Below are 16,163 nucleotides of genomic sequence, written 5' to 3'. Positions count from 1 at the left end.
TCCTTTCTCTCTCGATTTTTTAAAAGAGGGCATATTCTTTATCAACCTTCTGAACAAGATAATTTGTCAGCATGACTAAGGCAAACCCTACAATTGATTGATAAAGACCAGCGGCCGTACTCATACTAATATCACCCATTGTCGTTATCCCACGGTATACATAAGTATCTATAACGTTTGTTACGGAATATAATGGACCTGAATCACGAGGAACCTGAAAAAACAGACCAAAGTCTGCACTAAAAATCCTCCCAACATTTAAAATGGTTAAAATAACAATGAGCGGTGTAATCATCGGAATTGTAATATTACGAATTTGTTGCCACTTATTGGCGCCATCTATCATAGCGGCTTCGTAATAGTTTTTATCAATCCCGACTATAGCTGCTAAATAAACGATACTTCCGTAACCAACGCCCTTCCACATACTTGTTAGAACGATAATGAAAGGCCAATATTCCGCTTCGTTATACCAGGATATGGGATCTTCCACTCCAAACCATAAAAGTATATTATTAAGCAATCCTCTATCCACGCTTAGAAACGTAAAGACAAAATAACTAACAACAACCCATGATAAAAAGTGTGGAAACAGCATTCCTGTTTGGTAAATTTTCGACAACTTCTTATTTGCAAGCTCATTTAGAACAATCGCTACAAACACTGCTAATACAAGCCCTACCACGATAAAGACTAAATTATATAGAACCGTATTTCTTGTAATGATCCAGGCATCATTTGTATTGAATAAAAACTTGAAGTTTTCAAAGCCGACCCACTCACTATTTAGGATGCTTGCAAAAAAACCATTCGGATCATATCGGAAATTTTTAAAGGCAATGACCGTTCCAAACATCGGAAGATATGAAAATAACAATAGCCAAATGGTTCCTGGTAAAACCATGAGGAGCCATACTCGATTCTTATAAACATCTTGGAAAAAACTCTTGATATGATTCACAAAGCCCCTCCTCCCTTTTATTGAAAACCCTTACATCTTTATATTAAGAAAAAGCAAAAAATGTATAAAGTTAACAATATTAAGATTTACTGTACTTATTAAACATTCGATCGTTTATCCAGTATCTTTTGTCATTTTTGTGATTCTTTTAGGATGAGAGACGCTCCTAAAAAAACAAAAAAATCCCGAATGACGGGATATCAAGATTTGATATTCATGGCTCTCCAAGCTGATGGTGTAATCCCCACCGCCTTCTTAAACTGTTTATAAAAATAAGCGGAATCCGAATAGCCAACTTGTTTTCCAATCATTCCAGCCTTTAAATGTGTCCCTTTCAACAATTGCTTTGCTTTTTTGAGCCTTAAATGATTAATATACTCAGAGAATACCAAGCCCGTTTCTTTCTGGAAAAGTTGTCCTAAGTAAATCGAATTTATATGAAATTTATAGCTTAAGGTTTTCAAAGAAAGTTCCTCATGAAAATGTTCTTGAATATATTGCACCACGCTTTGAATGATAGGACTTCGATGTTCCGCCCTTTGTTCCAATGTTCTAAAAATTCCCTCGATATAATCAGTAAGAATGTCAACTAACATCCCCATTGAATGGGCCTCCAAGATTCGCTTCACAATGCCTACCGTTTGATCATCTGCATGTGACGATACATCTTTTTGGATAGACGTAACTATTTCAATCGCAAACCCTCTTATAATGGTCGGAGCTACTTGTTTAGTGGATTGATTAATCTCATCGAAGGCACCTTTGATCCACAAAAACGCCTTTTCTTGTTCTGAGCCCACAATATATCTCTTTAAATTATCCAAATCATTCGAAGTAGAAAGGCTTGCTTGCGTATACTGCTTTGTTAATTCATCTGTTATTAATCCACTTTCTTTGAGTACCAATCGATAGCTGGATAGTTCTTTTGCACGTTGATAGCTCTTATGCAATTCACTTGTGGTGCAAACGAATGAGCCAATGCTAATATGATACTTCCCGGTCATATAACCAGCAAGTAGCCTATTCAATTCATTAAGTTTTTTCTTAAGTCCCTCTTCACAATCAAACGAAACCAAGAGGATAAGTTCGCCACCTGGATTAATGATGCAGCTAGACTGAAATATCTCCTCTGCTCTTTTTCTGAAAAAGGAGGATTTTTCATGTTCTCCATCTGATATTTGCATTAAAACAACAGCCTGGTTTTGACCCTCGAACTCCAAACCATACAACTCTACTCTTTCACGCCATTCTTTTGCATCGATGTCTTGATTAAGGCATCGCCAAATCGTATTATCTCTTAAAATAGTATAGGCTTCCTCGTTATTTGTAGATTTCTCAAGTTTCTCTATACTATTTACCAATGTTGAAATCAGTTCTTGCTCATTGACAGGCTTTAAAAGATAATTTTCTATTCCTAGCTTCATACCCTTTTTCACATATTCAAATTCCTCGTATCCAGATAAAACGATATATTTTGTATTAGGATGACTTTCTTTCAGCCTGCTAATTAACTCCAATCCATCCATTATGGGCATCATGATATCCGTTAATACTATATCAACCTGACACGTTGCCAGCTTTTTAATGGCCTCACTACCATCAGAAGCCTCACCAACAACCTTTAGTCCATAATCTTCCCAAGGTACCAACGCTTTCATGCCCTCAATAATGAATGGTTCATCATCTACTAAAAATACGTTATACATGTTATACCTGATCCCTCCTAGCTGCTGGAAATCGAACCTTTACAATCGTTTCTTCTTCTTCATTACTGCTGATTTGCACCCCATAATTTTGTCCGTATTTCAATTGTATTCTTTGATGAACATTACTCAGCCCGATTGAACCCTCGGACGTGGTAGTTCCTTCCAATAATTTGGTTTGAATAGCCAATAGTCCAGCTGCTGGAATACCTCTCCCATTGTCTTTTATGATTATTTCCATTTCCTGATGAGTTCTTTGAACTTTTATTAATAATTCATTATTATTTGTTTCTTTTCGGAAGCCATGAACCAAATAATTCTCAATAAGCGGTTGAAGGGTGAATTTGAGGATTTTTTCGTCTAAACAATTATCTGGAATCTCGTACGTCACATGTAAGCGGTTAGCATACCTAATCTGGTTTAGGCTTATATACTCCTTAACATGTTGGATTTCATCAGAAATTTGAACGATTTCTTTGCTGCTTAAAGAATAACGAAATAATTGCCCTAAACTATAAATCATGTTACTAGTTGGTTTAGATCCGTCAGCTATAGCTTTCATCCGAATGGCTTCCAGTGTATTGTATAGAAAATGCGGCTGAATTTGCGACTGAAGCGCTTTCATTTCAGCCTCCCTTTGGCGAATATTTAAAACATATACATCTTTGATATACATGTTCAGATCATCTAACATATCATTGAAACTTTCTGATATCGCTGTTAATTCGTCTTTTTCTCTACTATTAGGTATTCTGATTTGCAAGTTTCCACCGCGAACTTCATGAATGGCCGTTTCTATTTTATTGATTCTTCTAGAATACGATCTCATCGCAAAATAGGTTACAGCAATTGCTATACAGGAAAGTAAAACGGTAGATAATAACATATACCTATGAACAATCGTTATTTTCTTAATATCTTCCTCAGGCATGAAACCGACATATAGGTAGCCCCTATGGTCGTCAGCCAATGTATTGATATAGTAGTTTTTTCCCTTCCACTTTATTTTCTTAAAGCTCGTTTCAAATGATACATCCTTCAATGGGACTGGCATGGCACCCTCGTCTGACGAGTAAAGATAATCCCCATTACGTTGAAAAATATGGACTGTTCCTTTAAATTGAGATTTCCTTAAACGAATCAAGTCTTGAATTCCTGCCGTATCATAATAAACCGTTAGATCCCCTAATTTCTTAAGGGTCGCAGGATCATTAATCGAACGAGATATTTGAATATTGTTGAAGATACTCCTTTTTTGCTCCCACTCAACTTGCTTAAATTGCAGGTCTTCAGGATGAACAGCCATACCTTCCTGATTCCCGTTCATTTGCTCTCTCTTATCCATATATTTATTCCATCTATAGTGGCTATTTATATATTCATACTCCGTACCGGGGCTTGCACTTTTTAATCGAACTGCATTTATATCGGAATCTTGACTAAAATACGCTTGAAAAAATGTATTTAAGTTGTTCGGAATGAATGAAGAGTTTTCACTATACTTATCTAGTCGATACGCAAGATACGCATCATAATCATGCTGCAAGGCAAATGCAATATCATTGTATATGAGATCTGTCTTTAAATATAATTCCTGCATGACATATTGTACATGCTCATCTTTTTGCTGGAGATAAGATTCAACCCTTTCCAGTGTTTCTGTACTTGCGTCCATTTCTTTCTGGATAATAACTTCTGTATAATAGCGTGATAATACAAGGAGCAACAGAAACATGGTAAGAAGGATTGTAACGGAATAAGTGATTAGAATTTTGCTAAACACCTTATTCGTTAGCCGCCGCTTTATTATATTACTCAAGAACATCTCTTGTATCCTTCCCTGCAAATTTAATAACTCATCTACCATTTTACGTATTTTCTGTCGGAAAGTGAAGTTGATTCACTGCCCGACAGAGGATAAATACGATTACCTTATTTCATCATGAAAATAGACGGCTATCGTTTTGATTTCATACGGTTTTATTTCAAAGTCGATAAGTTCGGTTTGTTTCTTGCCATCGACTTGTTCCATCAAGTTTGTTTCATACCATTTTTTAACGTTGCACGGAAATTCAATCAAGACCCTTCCGCGTCGCCCCTCATACTCATGAAGGCGAATGATTACTGCGTCATCGCCCTCTTTTTTCTTTATCGCATCGATCTTAACATGATCGTTATTCACATTCATAAACGAGCTTTCTGCTGGGAAAAATCCTCCTTTCACCACTTTCAATCCATTATTCAAAAGCCATGCTTGCTTTACTGTTTGCCCAGCTCTCCAATCTCCCTGATGAGGTAGCAGTGAATACGTAAATTCGTGTTCACCTTGATCTGCAGTTGGATCAGGATGAAGTGCTGCTTTTAGCAAGGATAAGCGAATCGTTTGGTCTTTAATGTCATATCCATATTTGCAATCATTCAATAAACTCACTCCGTACCCTGTTTCAGAAAGGTCTGCCCACTGATGTCCAACTGTTTCAAATCGTGCCATATCCCAGCTCGTATTCCAATGTGTCGGTCTCTTAACGTTACCAAATTGAATATCATATGTTGCTTCGGTAGAACGAACATCAACTGGGAATGCTACCTTCATTAATTTACGTTGCTCATGCCAATCCACTTTTGTTTTAAAATCAATCCGTCCATTTTGTGCATAGAAAATCATATCTTGTTCGACCAAAGAACTTTGATACTTCCATTTCGTCCGAATGACAATACGGAGCGGGCCATTTTCAACAACTTCACTTGATACTAAATCACGGATCTCCTCCATTTTTTCTTGGTAAAACAAATCAATATCCCACGCATCATGTGCCAATGGTTTATCTTCAAAAATTTGAATGATGTTTCCTTTTTTCTGTTGTGCCAGTACTTCACGCCTAGCTTCCTTATCAAATATACGAGTCAGTTGAAGCGAGTCATTCCATTCAACTTGATAAAAAGGTGTTTCTAGCACCCTTCCCTTAATAAGAAATGGTGTTTCATTTTCCACCGGACGATCTTGTTTGAATTGAATTTCTACTGCACCGAATTGTTTGGTCTCCTCTAATTCAACTAACCAGCCATTTTCAGTTCGTTGGCTACATAGAATTTCATCTGAACCTGATATCCATCCTCCAACCGCATCATTCGTTTGATCATATGGGATGATTACGCTTTGTTGATTTTGCCAGCTCGTTGCATTGAAGACCGTATACGTTCCGTGCTTAGGTTCAATAAACTCTTTGAAATTATTCTGATCCATTCCAAGTTGTATATCTTCTGCTTGTTTATATTCCACCTTTGCATCTTCGTATACTTCCTTAATGGATGAACCAGGAATAATATCATGGAATTGATTCCGCAAAATAATCTTCCACCCATCATCAAGCTGTTTCTTAGGATATTTGGCCCATGAAGACAGTAAAGAGTTCCAAACAGACAACCATTCCGACTCCCTATAGCTCAACTCTAGTTTACGATTCATTCGTTTTGTATAGGCTTGACTTGTATAGGTCCCCCTGTGGTATTCAAGGTACAATTCACCGTCCCACGTGTGGACATACTCATTTGAATTCTCTATATTCCTGTGTAGCTTTTGGAAGTAATCCCCTGCTTTTGTCGTTTTTACTTTTGGCAGTCCTGGCATATTCTCGAATCTACGACGAAGCTCTATCATTTCTCGATTGACTCCTCCACCTCCATCACCATACCCATAGGAAAGCAGTAAATCTTGGTTCACATCCTTATTCCGGTATGAATTCCACGCACCGTTTACAGTCTTTGCGGTAATCAGCCCATTATATGTATAAAACCACGAATCTTCCGGATTCCAAGGTTCAGGGGTGGTTACAAAATGCGTCAGGATTTCTGTCCCATCGATTCCGCGCCACTTAAAAGTATCATTTGGCATACGATTGTACTGATTCCAGCTGATTTTAGTCGTCATAAATGTATCGATTCCCGATTTTTTCAAAATTTGCGGAAGTGCCCAGCAATACCCAAAAACATCTGGCAGCCACAGATATGTGCAATCGACCTCAAATTCCCTTTTAAAGAATTCCTTCCCGTACAAGATTTGTCTCACTAGTGATTCCCCGCTAGGGATATTACAATCCGCTTCCAACCACATTGCACCTTCAGTTTCCCAACGACCCTCTTTTACACGTTTTTTTATATTTTCATAGATTTCTGGGTAGTCTTCTTTAATATACTCATATAACTGTGGCTGTGTTTGGAGAAAATAATATTCCGGATATTGTTCCATTAATCTTAAAACAGTAGAAAAAGATCGAGCGGCTTTTTCACGTGTATGTTTCAAACGCCATAGCCATGCAACATCAATATGTGTATGACCAACACAATGAATGGTCACAGGATGATGTTTCTCGATTTCGTTAAGACTTTCATTTAATTCCCCCCTAGCAATCGCACAACTATCAAAAAATGCTTCATTACCAGGCTTACTCCAATTTATTTTCATGAAGGCTTGATTCAACGCATTGATAATGGCATGTTTTTCTGGTCGCTCATCACCCAGTTCTTTAATTGTTTGCCACGCTGCTAGGGATGTATAATATAAATCATCTACAGCCTCGTCCAACCAAGCCAATTGGGCCATCTCAAGTGTATACATTTGTTCCTTTGGCTCTCCGCCGCCTTCAAGTCCAGACCAAAGTCTGAAATCTAGTTGAACTGTGTTTCCTATTTCGGTTGATGGAAAAAACACTTCTTGATGGTTAGAATCGACACCTTGGTATGGATTTCCATTCAAGAATAATAATGATTCAAAACCAGAATTATTTCCTCCGCCTGTACGTCCAAAGTCAAATAAACCGACTACTTTTCTATCCGCCCATTCCGTTGGAAGTTTAACAGCTGCATGTAGCCAAAGATACCGATCTCGCCCCTTCCATTGGTCTCTTCGTTGTAATGTCGCTTCCCCCTTTACCATAGGAGGATATGCTCCTACTGCACCGTCATCCTCAGTTGTGCTGAACTGACCAATCTCAATTCCATCACGATAGCGGTACTGTGCCATTTCTTGTATTCTTGCTTCCAGCTTTCTTTCTACTAAAAACATATAAATCCCCCATTTTCCTATTAATTTATACTTTGCTCGATCTTCATATGTTCAATTACTTGCGATTGCTGCTGTTCTAGAGTTTTAAACCTTTTTATACAAACATTCATAATCCAATAGGCAGGTAGTACACCTGATATAAATGGTATAAGTCCCGGCATATTCGTGATCAAATAGCCTATGAAAAACAAACCGATACAAATCATTATTGTGGAAACAGGACTAATAAGAGAAATAATGAATGATTGTTTTAGGTAATCCTTTAGTGAGTAATGATAATGGACATACATAGGGAAAAAATGAACGATAGCATTCAAATATAAAAGAATGATAAAGCTGATGAAGACATAAAGAATAACGGAAAACGTTCCCTCCATGCTTTCAGCCATTCTTAAATCGACATATAAAAAAAAGCCGATCGCTGCATAAATCAGCCCAATACAATTTGAACGGATAAACTCTTTTTTATAGGTTTCTTTAAAGGTTTTCCATAAGGAAACATCCAGGTCCTTCATCTTCCACTTTCGTGTAACAGCAAATAAAGCAACAGTCGCCGGCATAATACCCAAAACCCCTAATCCAGCCACAATAAATGCAAACCAAAGAATATTCGTCCATACTAATCTAACGATCCATTCACTTACTTCTTGTAACATTCTCCCCATTTTTTCATCTCCCACCAATATGATAAAAGGAAAGGGGGACAAACCCCTTTCCGATTACAATATTACTTAATATCCATATGCCTCGACTTCATATATTCTAATTGCTTGATCTCCACCTTGTGTTGGCTGTTGGACTGAAAGGCGGATATAGCGAGCTTCTGTCGTTGTAATGGCATGTTCCGAGATATCATCTGCATTATTTGTGACAGTTACTGCGTTCGTCCATTTTTCACCATCAAGACTCACCTCGATCGTGAATGCCCTCGTATTGAAGGCTGCTGGCTCCCCACCTGCCTCAGCATGTTTGACAACAAACTTTGATAGATGTAACGCCTCACCGAAATCGACTTCCAGCCAATGATTTGCACCAATTGCACACCATTTACTATTACTCGTCACGATTCCATCAATCGCGTACTTTGGCCCTTCAGAGGGGCCGCATTGCCCACTAGCAGTTGCCGTTTTGTTCAGTGCAACGTTAGTAATGTTTTTTGCATCCTTTGAAATTGTAATAAAGCCTTCTTTTGTAAGGACATCTTCTCCTTCGCTATTTTTAGCGGTTAGAGTAACGGAGTACACGCCTTCTTCTTCATACCTTACAACAGGATTATTCTCTTCACTTTCTAAAGGTGTACCACCTTCAATCCGCCATTCAACTTCTTCTGTCGCTTCAGATGAATGGTTGAAAAATTGAATTTCTTCACCTGGTGCTGCAACCGTTTGACTTACGCTAAAGTCTGCCTCTGGTTTTGGGTATGCAGGCCATTTAAACATTACCTTCGCAGCCTTGCCCCGAACAAAATCAGTCGTTACAGCTACGATTTCCAGGGTACTTGCTGTTTCCTTACCACTTCTCCGTAGATTCGAAAGGTAGTATGCATCATTTGGAACTGCTCCGATAAATTCTTTTTTGCCATTAGGAAGGTCACGATATATTTCATAATGCTGAATATCACCTTTCACTGACTCCCATGATACATCTAAATCAGCATATAGCCCCTTCGGGAAAGTTGCATTTTTCACCTTAGCTTTCGTCGGCTTTGCCGGGACCTCTTTAGCGTTATGTTTGTTTGTAACTTTAATTTCCCCGATGTTGATTTGATAGTCTTTTATTGCTTCATCACTCTCGAAGAATAGAGAGATGGTTGCGATTTTTTTCCCCTTGTATTTGTTTAATTTAAATGTTTCCTTCACCCATTGATTTCGGCTCTTTTTCTTCACATCAAAAAACACAAAATCATCAGGCTGATCCACAAAGCTTACACCAAGCTTCATATTAGGCTTTTTCACACCCGTTTTGTAAGTTACAGAGACCTCCGTATCCTTTTCAATGGGTAGATTCGTTTTATAAAGCTTCACATGTGTCGCATTTTTTTTCGTTAGGTTACCCGAAACCTTCAAAGAACTGCCACCAAAAAATGCTGTATCCCAATCAAAATCAACCTTTAGAGGCTCCCCTTTGCTATCCTTTAGCCAGCGCCATGTTGGTAAAACATCTTGTAAACTGCGATTATTCCATTCTTCCATCCTTTGTGCTGAACCAGCCACGGCAAAGAATTTCCCACTACCTGTATTAAAATGAGTGACAAAAGGAAGCTCTTGAATCACCGTTTTTGCTGTAAAATAATGAGCCATTCCTTTCCAGTTTCCATTATCACCAGTCTTGCGAGGATCCCCAGCTTTTCCAGTCCAGAATTCTTGTTCTTTCTGATAGAACGCTTCCATTGTTTCAGTTGTTTTAAAAGCCCAGTCTGGACGATAAACCCCTAATGAAGTCAAAGGTTTTTGCCCTTCTGGAAAAATCCCATTCCAAGGAATGTTTGTCTTCGTTCCATTGGCTTCTACATCAATGCCGGTATATAGGTCATAAGGGTTTCTACCCATTTCCAATGCCTTATCATGGGAGGATTGTTGATTCGTCCACCAGAAGTTCAAAAACATACTGTCGGATATTCTGTCCTTATCATCTTGCAAGAACATCTTATTACGATCTGTTAAGTGATTTTGCCAGTTGATTGATCCGTCTTCCACCATTGAGTCATACCACATAATGTGCATGTCTTCTTGCTTATTGTTTTGAAGATATTTTAAAAACTTTTTGGTTTTTTGTGCAGTTTCATTATTCCCACCTGCTGTTTCTTGATTGACGAACCAGCCGTCGAATCCGTAATATTCAGCTGCCTCTAAAAGTTTATCAGCAGCAGGAAATGACCCATCTTCCCGCTGTGCAAGCATTTGTTCTACCCACTTCGCTTGTCCTCCGTACGTTATCGGAGGAAAGAAAATCGTGCCTAAGATTGGAACGCCATTCTTATGGGAGGCATCGATCACATCAGCGCTTGGAGGAGTAATGATTCCTTCTCCGGCAGAACCCGCCCAATACACCATTAAATCAACATACTGCCAGTAGCTAAATGTATTCGCAAAAAATTCATTTCCGCCTTGAGAGGGCACCCCGCTTGTGTTGGGGTTTAATGCCGATAATGCAACCAATTTAGCTTCTGACTGAGCTGTTTCATTCACATTGAAAACAACCTCTCTATCAGCTAATGGAACGGTGCTTTTGTTATATACAGCATCCGGGTCATTTTCCGGACTCCAGGCTAATAATGTCTCAGGATACCAATAAGATGATTCCGGCTGTTTTGCAAACCCCGTAATAGGAAGTATACAAACTAAAAGCAAACCGAAGAACGCAGTGACGAGTCCAAATCTTATCTTCAACAAATCCCCACTCCTGTCAGTAAGATCATTTTATTCATCCTCTGTAACAACCAAGATGCGGTACTGTGCCTTGAATCAGATATTGTTTTCTTGTAGCTTTTTATGGAGCGGGCTGCCCTTGACTGCAAAACCGCATAAGCTTAATACAAATTCACTGAACATCGAATTTGCCCAGGAGAACCACTCTCTCGTAAATTCTTCTGGTTGGTCTGCATTGAAGCCTTCATGCATAAATCCAGTTCCGCCATCCGATTGCTTCATCGCTTCCAAAATCCTCTTTTTATCCGAAACATCTGTAGATGTCATCCCCTCCATTGCCAATGCAATATGCCATATATAATGATCGGGTGTGTGCGGACTACCAATTCCATGGGCCGCTTTTCCTTCATAAAAGTAAGGATTATCCCTACTTAATAAGAAGCGTCGAGTATTCTGATAGGTTGTATCATCAAATTGGCACCAGCCCAGATATGGAGCAGCTAGTAAACTGGGGATGTTCGCATCATCCATAAGATGATATCTTCCCATTCCATCCGTTTCATAGACATATAAATCTCCATGAATCGGATGTTCTAACACTGCATGTTCTTCTATTCCCGCTTTTATCTCAGAAGCTAATTGCTCACATTGCTTCGCAAGACCTTCATCCTTTAAAACTTCTCTACAAATCTCTGAGGCATACCCTAGCACTACTACGGCAAACATATTTGCAGGTACCAAATAACCATATAAACAAGCATCATCACTTGGTCTAAATCCGCTCCAGGTCATTCCCGTTCTCACAGTTTTAGATCCCTTCCCATCCCGGTGCAAAGTATCTGATTGCCTTACATCCATTCTTTCGAAGCTATATGGTGATTCATCCTCATGATTTTGTTCCACTTTCCAGACGTGCAAAATCTTGTTCAATGCTTGTACAAAGATGTCATCAAAGCAGGCCGTTTCCCCAGTGGATTTCCACAAAAGATAAGAAAGCTGAATCGGGTAGCAGAGTGAGTCAATTTCATATTTACGTTCCCATGTCATTGGGGACATTTCCGTTTTATCATCTTGATGGCCTTTTCCATTAGCGGCTTCATTGAATGCATTTGCGTATGGGTCATGAACGATATAGTTCATTTGGCGACGAACCACACCTTCAATTAATTTCGCCATTTCATCGTCCTTCTCGGCAGCCAGTAAATATGGACGCACTTGGGCTGCTGAATCTCTTAACCACATAGCTGGTATATCACCTGTAATGACAAATGTTGTTCCATCTTCTTGCGGCTTTAGTGTCGTTTCATACGTATTAACAAAACATCGTTCAAACATTTCCTGAAGCTTTTTATCTTCAGGGAAATTCTCCTTCACCTTTTCGATGAAATAAGATAGTGATTGCGGGATCGTTTTCTCAGTTTCCATTACCTTCACTCCTTCACTTGCCAACCAAGGCTTATGATTTCAAACGGTTTTACTTTTTCTTGAATTTTCGTATTGCCAAAAGGCTCTTTCACATTCTCAACGATAGTACTTTTATAGCCATTTATTCCTTGCGATGGTTGAGCATTTACCATTGTTGCTTCTTCAGAAGTATTGAACCATCGGGCAATTACATCATCTCTTTCCTCCGCTAACTTGATAGAAGAGATGGCTAATGATTTACCTTCCCAAGTAAAAAATTCCTTTTCGGTTGGAAGTGCCCCTTCATGGATATCTGTTTGTACAGCAATCACAGGCACTTGGAAGTCATACGCCGCTTTGAATACTTCTGACTCAACGACTGTACCTTGGTGAGGGATGACCATCCATTCTGCTTGATATGTTCCAATGCACTGAGCTTCTGGTGTCGGGAAAAGACCCCAATCCCCTAACTCAGAAGTGGAACGGAGAATCGTAACGGCTATTGTTTGTTGCTCCTCAAGGATTTCATACTCATGTAATCCTTTATTCGCAATTGTCATCCCATGTTTCCCATCCGTTACACTTACAAATGCCTGTTGATGATGATCAAAACTAGGATTGTCCCACTCCCTTTCCGGTATATTAGGACGTTTGGCCACTTCAAAAATACTGTCTGCATAGTGCTCATTCGTATGTAGATTAGTTGGAAAAAGAACACGCAGACGATGATCCTTTGCTTGATTTTCAATTGTCACCTTAACTGAAGGTCCCTTCGCTTTTTCATCTAACTGAATTCGAGTAGTTAAGCGAATGGTTACATTTTCGGAAGATCTGCCTGACAGCCGGTCCTTATGCCAAACCAATAGTGCCTTTTCTCGTTGAAACGATTCATCGGCCTCTTTTGGAATCTCCCACTCATGAACAAGTTCCATAACTGTACGTACTGGATGGTCTTCTACGACTCGTATCTCCGCTTTCAAATCTTTCGTTGTAAGTGGAACTTCACCATTTGGCTTCCTGAACATATATTCATTTCCAATGTCCCCGCTATTTTCATAAATTCCGAGATTTTTAAATACTTTCCCAGTCTGCTTGTCAGTCAATGTATACGAACCATTTTCATGAACAAACAAATGAACAAATTCATTCTCCAATTCACGAACACATGGATTGATCGGTGGCTGTTCATTCAACTTGGTTCCCTTGGCCGGTTTGAGATAATATGTTTGAAATCCATAACCCGGAAGAGATTGAGCCAGGAATGTTAATTTGATGATTCTTGCATAATAAGGACGCCGGAAGCCATCTCCTGGTAACTCATATCCAAACCGGGTCCCAAGGTCCTTTGTTTTACAAGCAAGTATCTTGCCGCTTTTATCAACCAAATTAATATCAGGCAAATCCTTCGAACCAAGGAAAGCTGGAATCTCTGAAAAAGTCATATCTGAAAAATAGACTTTTTCTAATTCAATTTCCTTTTCGATAACCACATCTCGTCGATTTCCTGATGTGTTAAAAATAACAACTGGAATCATGTCCTCATCAACAAGACTATGTTTCGTTGAAATATGAGATACAACTTCATTGGCCTTATCCTCGACAATGGATGATGCAACCTGCTGAACCTTCTCAAAGCGAGTTACCATTTCTCGATGCACTTCATCTACACTACAACCGCAAATACTGTCATGGGGATGGTTTTCCATCAAAGTTTTCCACGCATATCGCAAATAATCACGTGGATATTCATGACCAAGGAAATATGAAAAAACGGATAGCGGCTCAGCCACTTTTTCTAAAAGCGTTTGACACTCTTGATTCATCTGCTTTAAATAGATACGGGCGGAGGCTGTATTTACAAGAGTGGACCACCCATCTGTACGTTGATTCCGCAGTTCTCCCGTAATCGTCTGGAGCTGTTCTGGTAATGATTCCTGCAGCGCTTCCATATAATCATCAAAATTGGAGTGTACAAACGTGATATCCGGAAAAAGATCTTCAGCCACCTTGATTGCTTCTCCTACATCCACTTGAATTGGCTGATGATCACAACCATTCATGAAAAGAAGATTTGCTGTTGAAGAATATTTCTTGGCATCCGCTAGTTTTGTTTCCCAATACTTTCTCGCAGTCTCTCTTTCCACTGGTACTTCATTGCCGTTTGAATACCAATTCGCAAACAACACACCAAGCACCGCCGAACCATCCGGCGACTCCCACTTAAGTTCTGAAAAAGGAGATTCAAATGATTTCGCATCGCTCACCATATTATTGAATCCGGTCGGCTTTACACCTCTCCCAAACGCGGCAGTATTGATATTAGCTTGCTGAAGCATTTGAGGCGCTTGCCCGTAAATGCCGAATGTATCCGGGAAGTAGCCTACCTTTGACACAGCACCGTATTCCTTTGCCGCTTGCAATCCATATAACATATTCCTGACATTCGCTTCCGAGCTTGTTAAAAAGGCATCCTGTAACACATACCACGGACCGATATGAAGCTTTTGTTCTTGTATGAGCTTCTTAATCCATTCCTTTTTGTCAGGACGAATTTGGAAATAATCATCCAAGATAATCATCTGTCCATCCAAGTGAAAGCTCTTGAAATCTTCCCCCTTTTCAAATAGATCGATAAGTGTATCCATTAATTTCACTAAGTGGTAGCGATGCTTTTCAAAAGGCATATACCATTCCCGATCCCAATGGGAATGAGAAATAATATGCGCAGTAGTCTTACATTCCATCTTGTTTCCCTCCTATATCTTAATCCTTCGACAGGAAAGTAGCCGCCAGAGCACCCTTCGGTCACGTCCATGTACCCTGACACTTTTTCCTATCTCATTCATTAGCCAGCTTGGTGAAAATGATAATAAGTCATCACCTACTACGAACAGCCAACCCCATTAGGAAAGCGCTATCAATATTTTCTTAGGATGACCTTGCCACGATTTAGATTATGTGGATTTAGTGCCTTCACTTATTTCTAATCCAGGAGAAGCGGAGTCCCTATAACGGTATGGAACTGCTGCATCGAATTCTTTCACACACGAGGCAATCTATCGGTATCGGAACCACCCGGTGCTAGGACGACTTCACCTCTTGTACATATTTCAATCGCTATAATCGTTCTTATATGTTGCCTATAGCCGTTTTCATGTACAATCTCCTTCTTCTATTTTTCTTCACATTAACGATATGTTTCAGAAAGTCAATAGTCAATCACCACAGAGAAAGTGATAAGCTTTTTCCATATAATCTATAATTTATCCATAATTTATAATAATTCATTTTTTACATGTGAACCCCTGTTCGATAAAAGATCCAAAGAGCCGAGCAGTAGCTTCTGGCAACATCAATCTGCATTATTGCACCCATCACCCGGAGCTATAAAAATGGCATTCCACAGTAAATGAAGTGCACCCCCATTGTTAGACACATATCTAAGGGGCATGCCGACAAAACGCAAAGACTCTAATACAATTTCCCCGAATAAAAAGCCCTGAATGTTCTACGCTAGGTAGAACATTCAGGGCTTTTTTTGAGTTGTATTTGGAAAATACAACGTAAAATATATGCAAATTATCGGTCAAACTGAGAGAAATAGAATCAAAATATACTTATCATCCTAGGTCTTATAGTTTATGGACTTGATTTTGCAAACTTAC

Annotated in this window: 8 protein-coding genes; all 8 read right to left on the bottom strand. The window is 39.2% G+C overall.

The window, feature by feature from the left end; all coding sequences use genetic code 11:
• Positions 1 to 19: 19 nt before the first annotated feature.
• Positions 20 to 904, bottom strand: coding sequence for a sugar ABC transporter permease (locus MHI53_RS01855; protein WP_061142162.1), 885 nt, complete (start codon positions 902 to 904; stop codon positions 20 to 22).
• Between the two features lie 257 nt (positions 905 to 1,161).
• Complete coding sequence (locus MHI53_RS01850) at positions 1,162 to 2,667, bottom strand: response regulator transcription factor (protein ID WP_061142142.1); 1,506 nt, start codon at positions 2,665 to 2,667, stop codon at positions 1,162 to 1,164.
• Position 2,668: 1 nt separating this feature from the next.
• A complete protein-coding gene (locus MHI53_RS01845) occupies positions 2,669 to 4,531 on the bottom strand; it encodes a sensor histidine kinase (RefSeq protein WP_340372625.1) in 1,863 nt (620 codons plus the stop codon).
• A 60-nt stretch (positions 4,532 to 4,591) separates the two neighbouring features.
• Positions 4,592 to 7,726 carry an alpha-mannosidase gene (locus tag MHI53_RS01840; RefSeq protein ID WP_340372624.1) on the bottom strand — a complete coding sequence of 1,045 codons (3,135 nt, stop codon included), beginning with the start codon at positions 7,724 to 7,726 and terminating at the stop codon, positions 4,592 to 4,594.
• 20 nt (positions 7,727 to 7,746) lie between these two features.
• Complete coding sequence (locus MHI53_RS01835; protein ID WP_340372623.1) at positions 7,747 to 8,391, bottom strand: YesL family protein; 645 nt, start codon at positions 8,389 to 8,391, stop codon at positions 7,747 to 7,749.
• Positions 8,392 to 8,457: 66 nt separating this feature from the next.
• Positions 8,458 to 11,118: a discoidin domain-containing protein gene (locus tag MHI53_RS01830; protein WP_340372622.1), complete on the bottom strand. Its 2,661-nt coding sequence runs from the start codon at positions 11,116 to 11,118 to the stop codon at positions 8,458 to 8,460.
• Positions 11,119 to 11,190: 72 nt separating this feature from the next.
• Entirely contained in the window at positions 11,191 to 12,519 is a 1,329-nt protein-coding gene (locus MHI53_RS01825) for a glycoside hydrolase family 125 protein (protein WP_061142138.1), read from the bottom strand.
• A gap of 5 nt (positions 12,520 to 12,524) precedes the next feature.
• Complete coding sequence (locus MHI53_RS01820; protein ID WP_340372621.1) at positions 12,525 to 15,242, bottom strand: alpha-mannosidase; 2,718 nt, start codon at positions 15,240 to 15,242, stop codon at positions 12,525 to 12,527.
• Between the last annotated feature and the right edge of the window lie 921 nt (positions 15,243 to 16,163).

The sequence above is a fragment of the Peribacillus sp. FSL E2-0218 genome (genome assembly GCF_037992945.1).
GTDB lineage: Bacteria > Bacillota > Bacilli > Bacillales > DSM-1321 > Peribacillus > Peribacillus simplex_B.
This window is presented reverse-complemented; position numbering and strand designations above follow the sequence as displayed.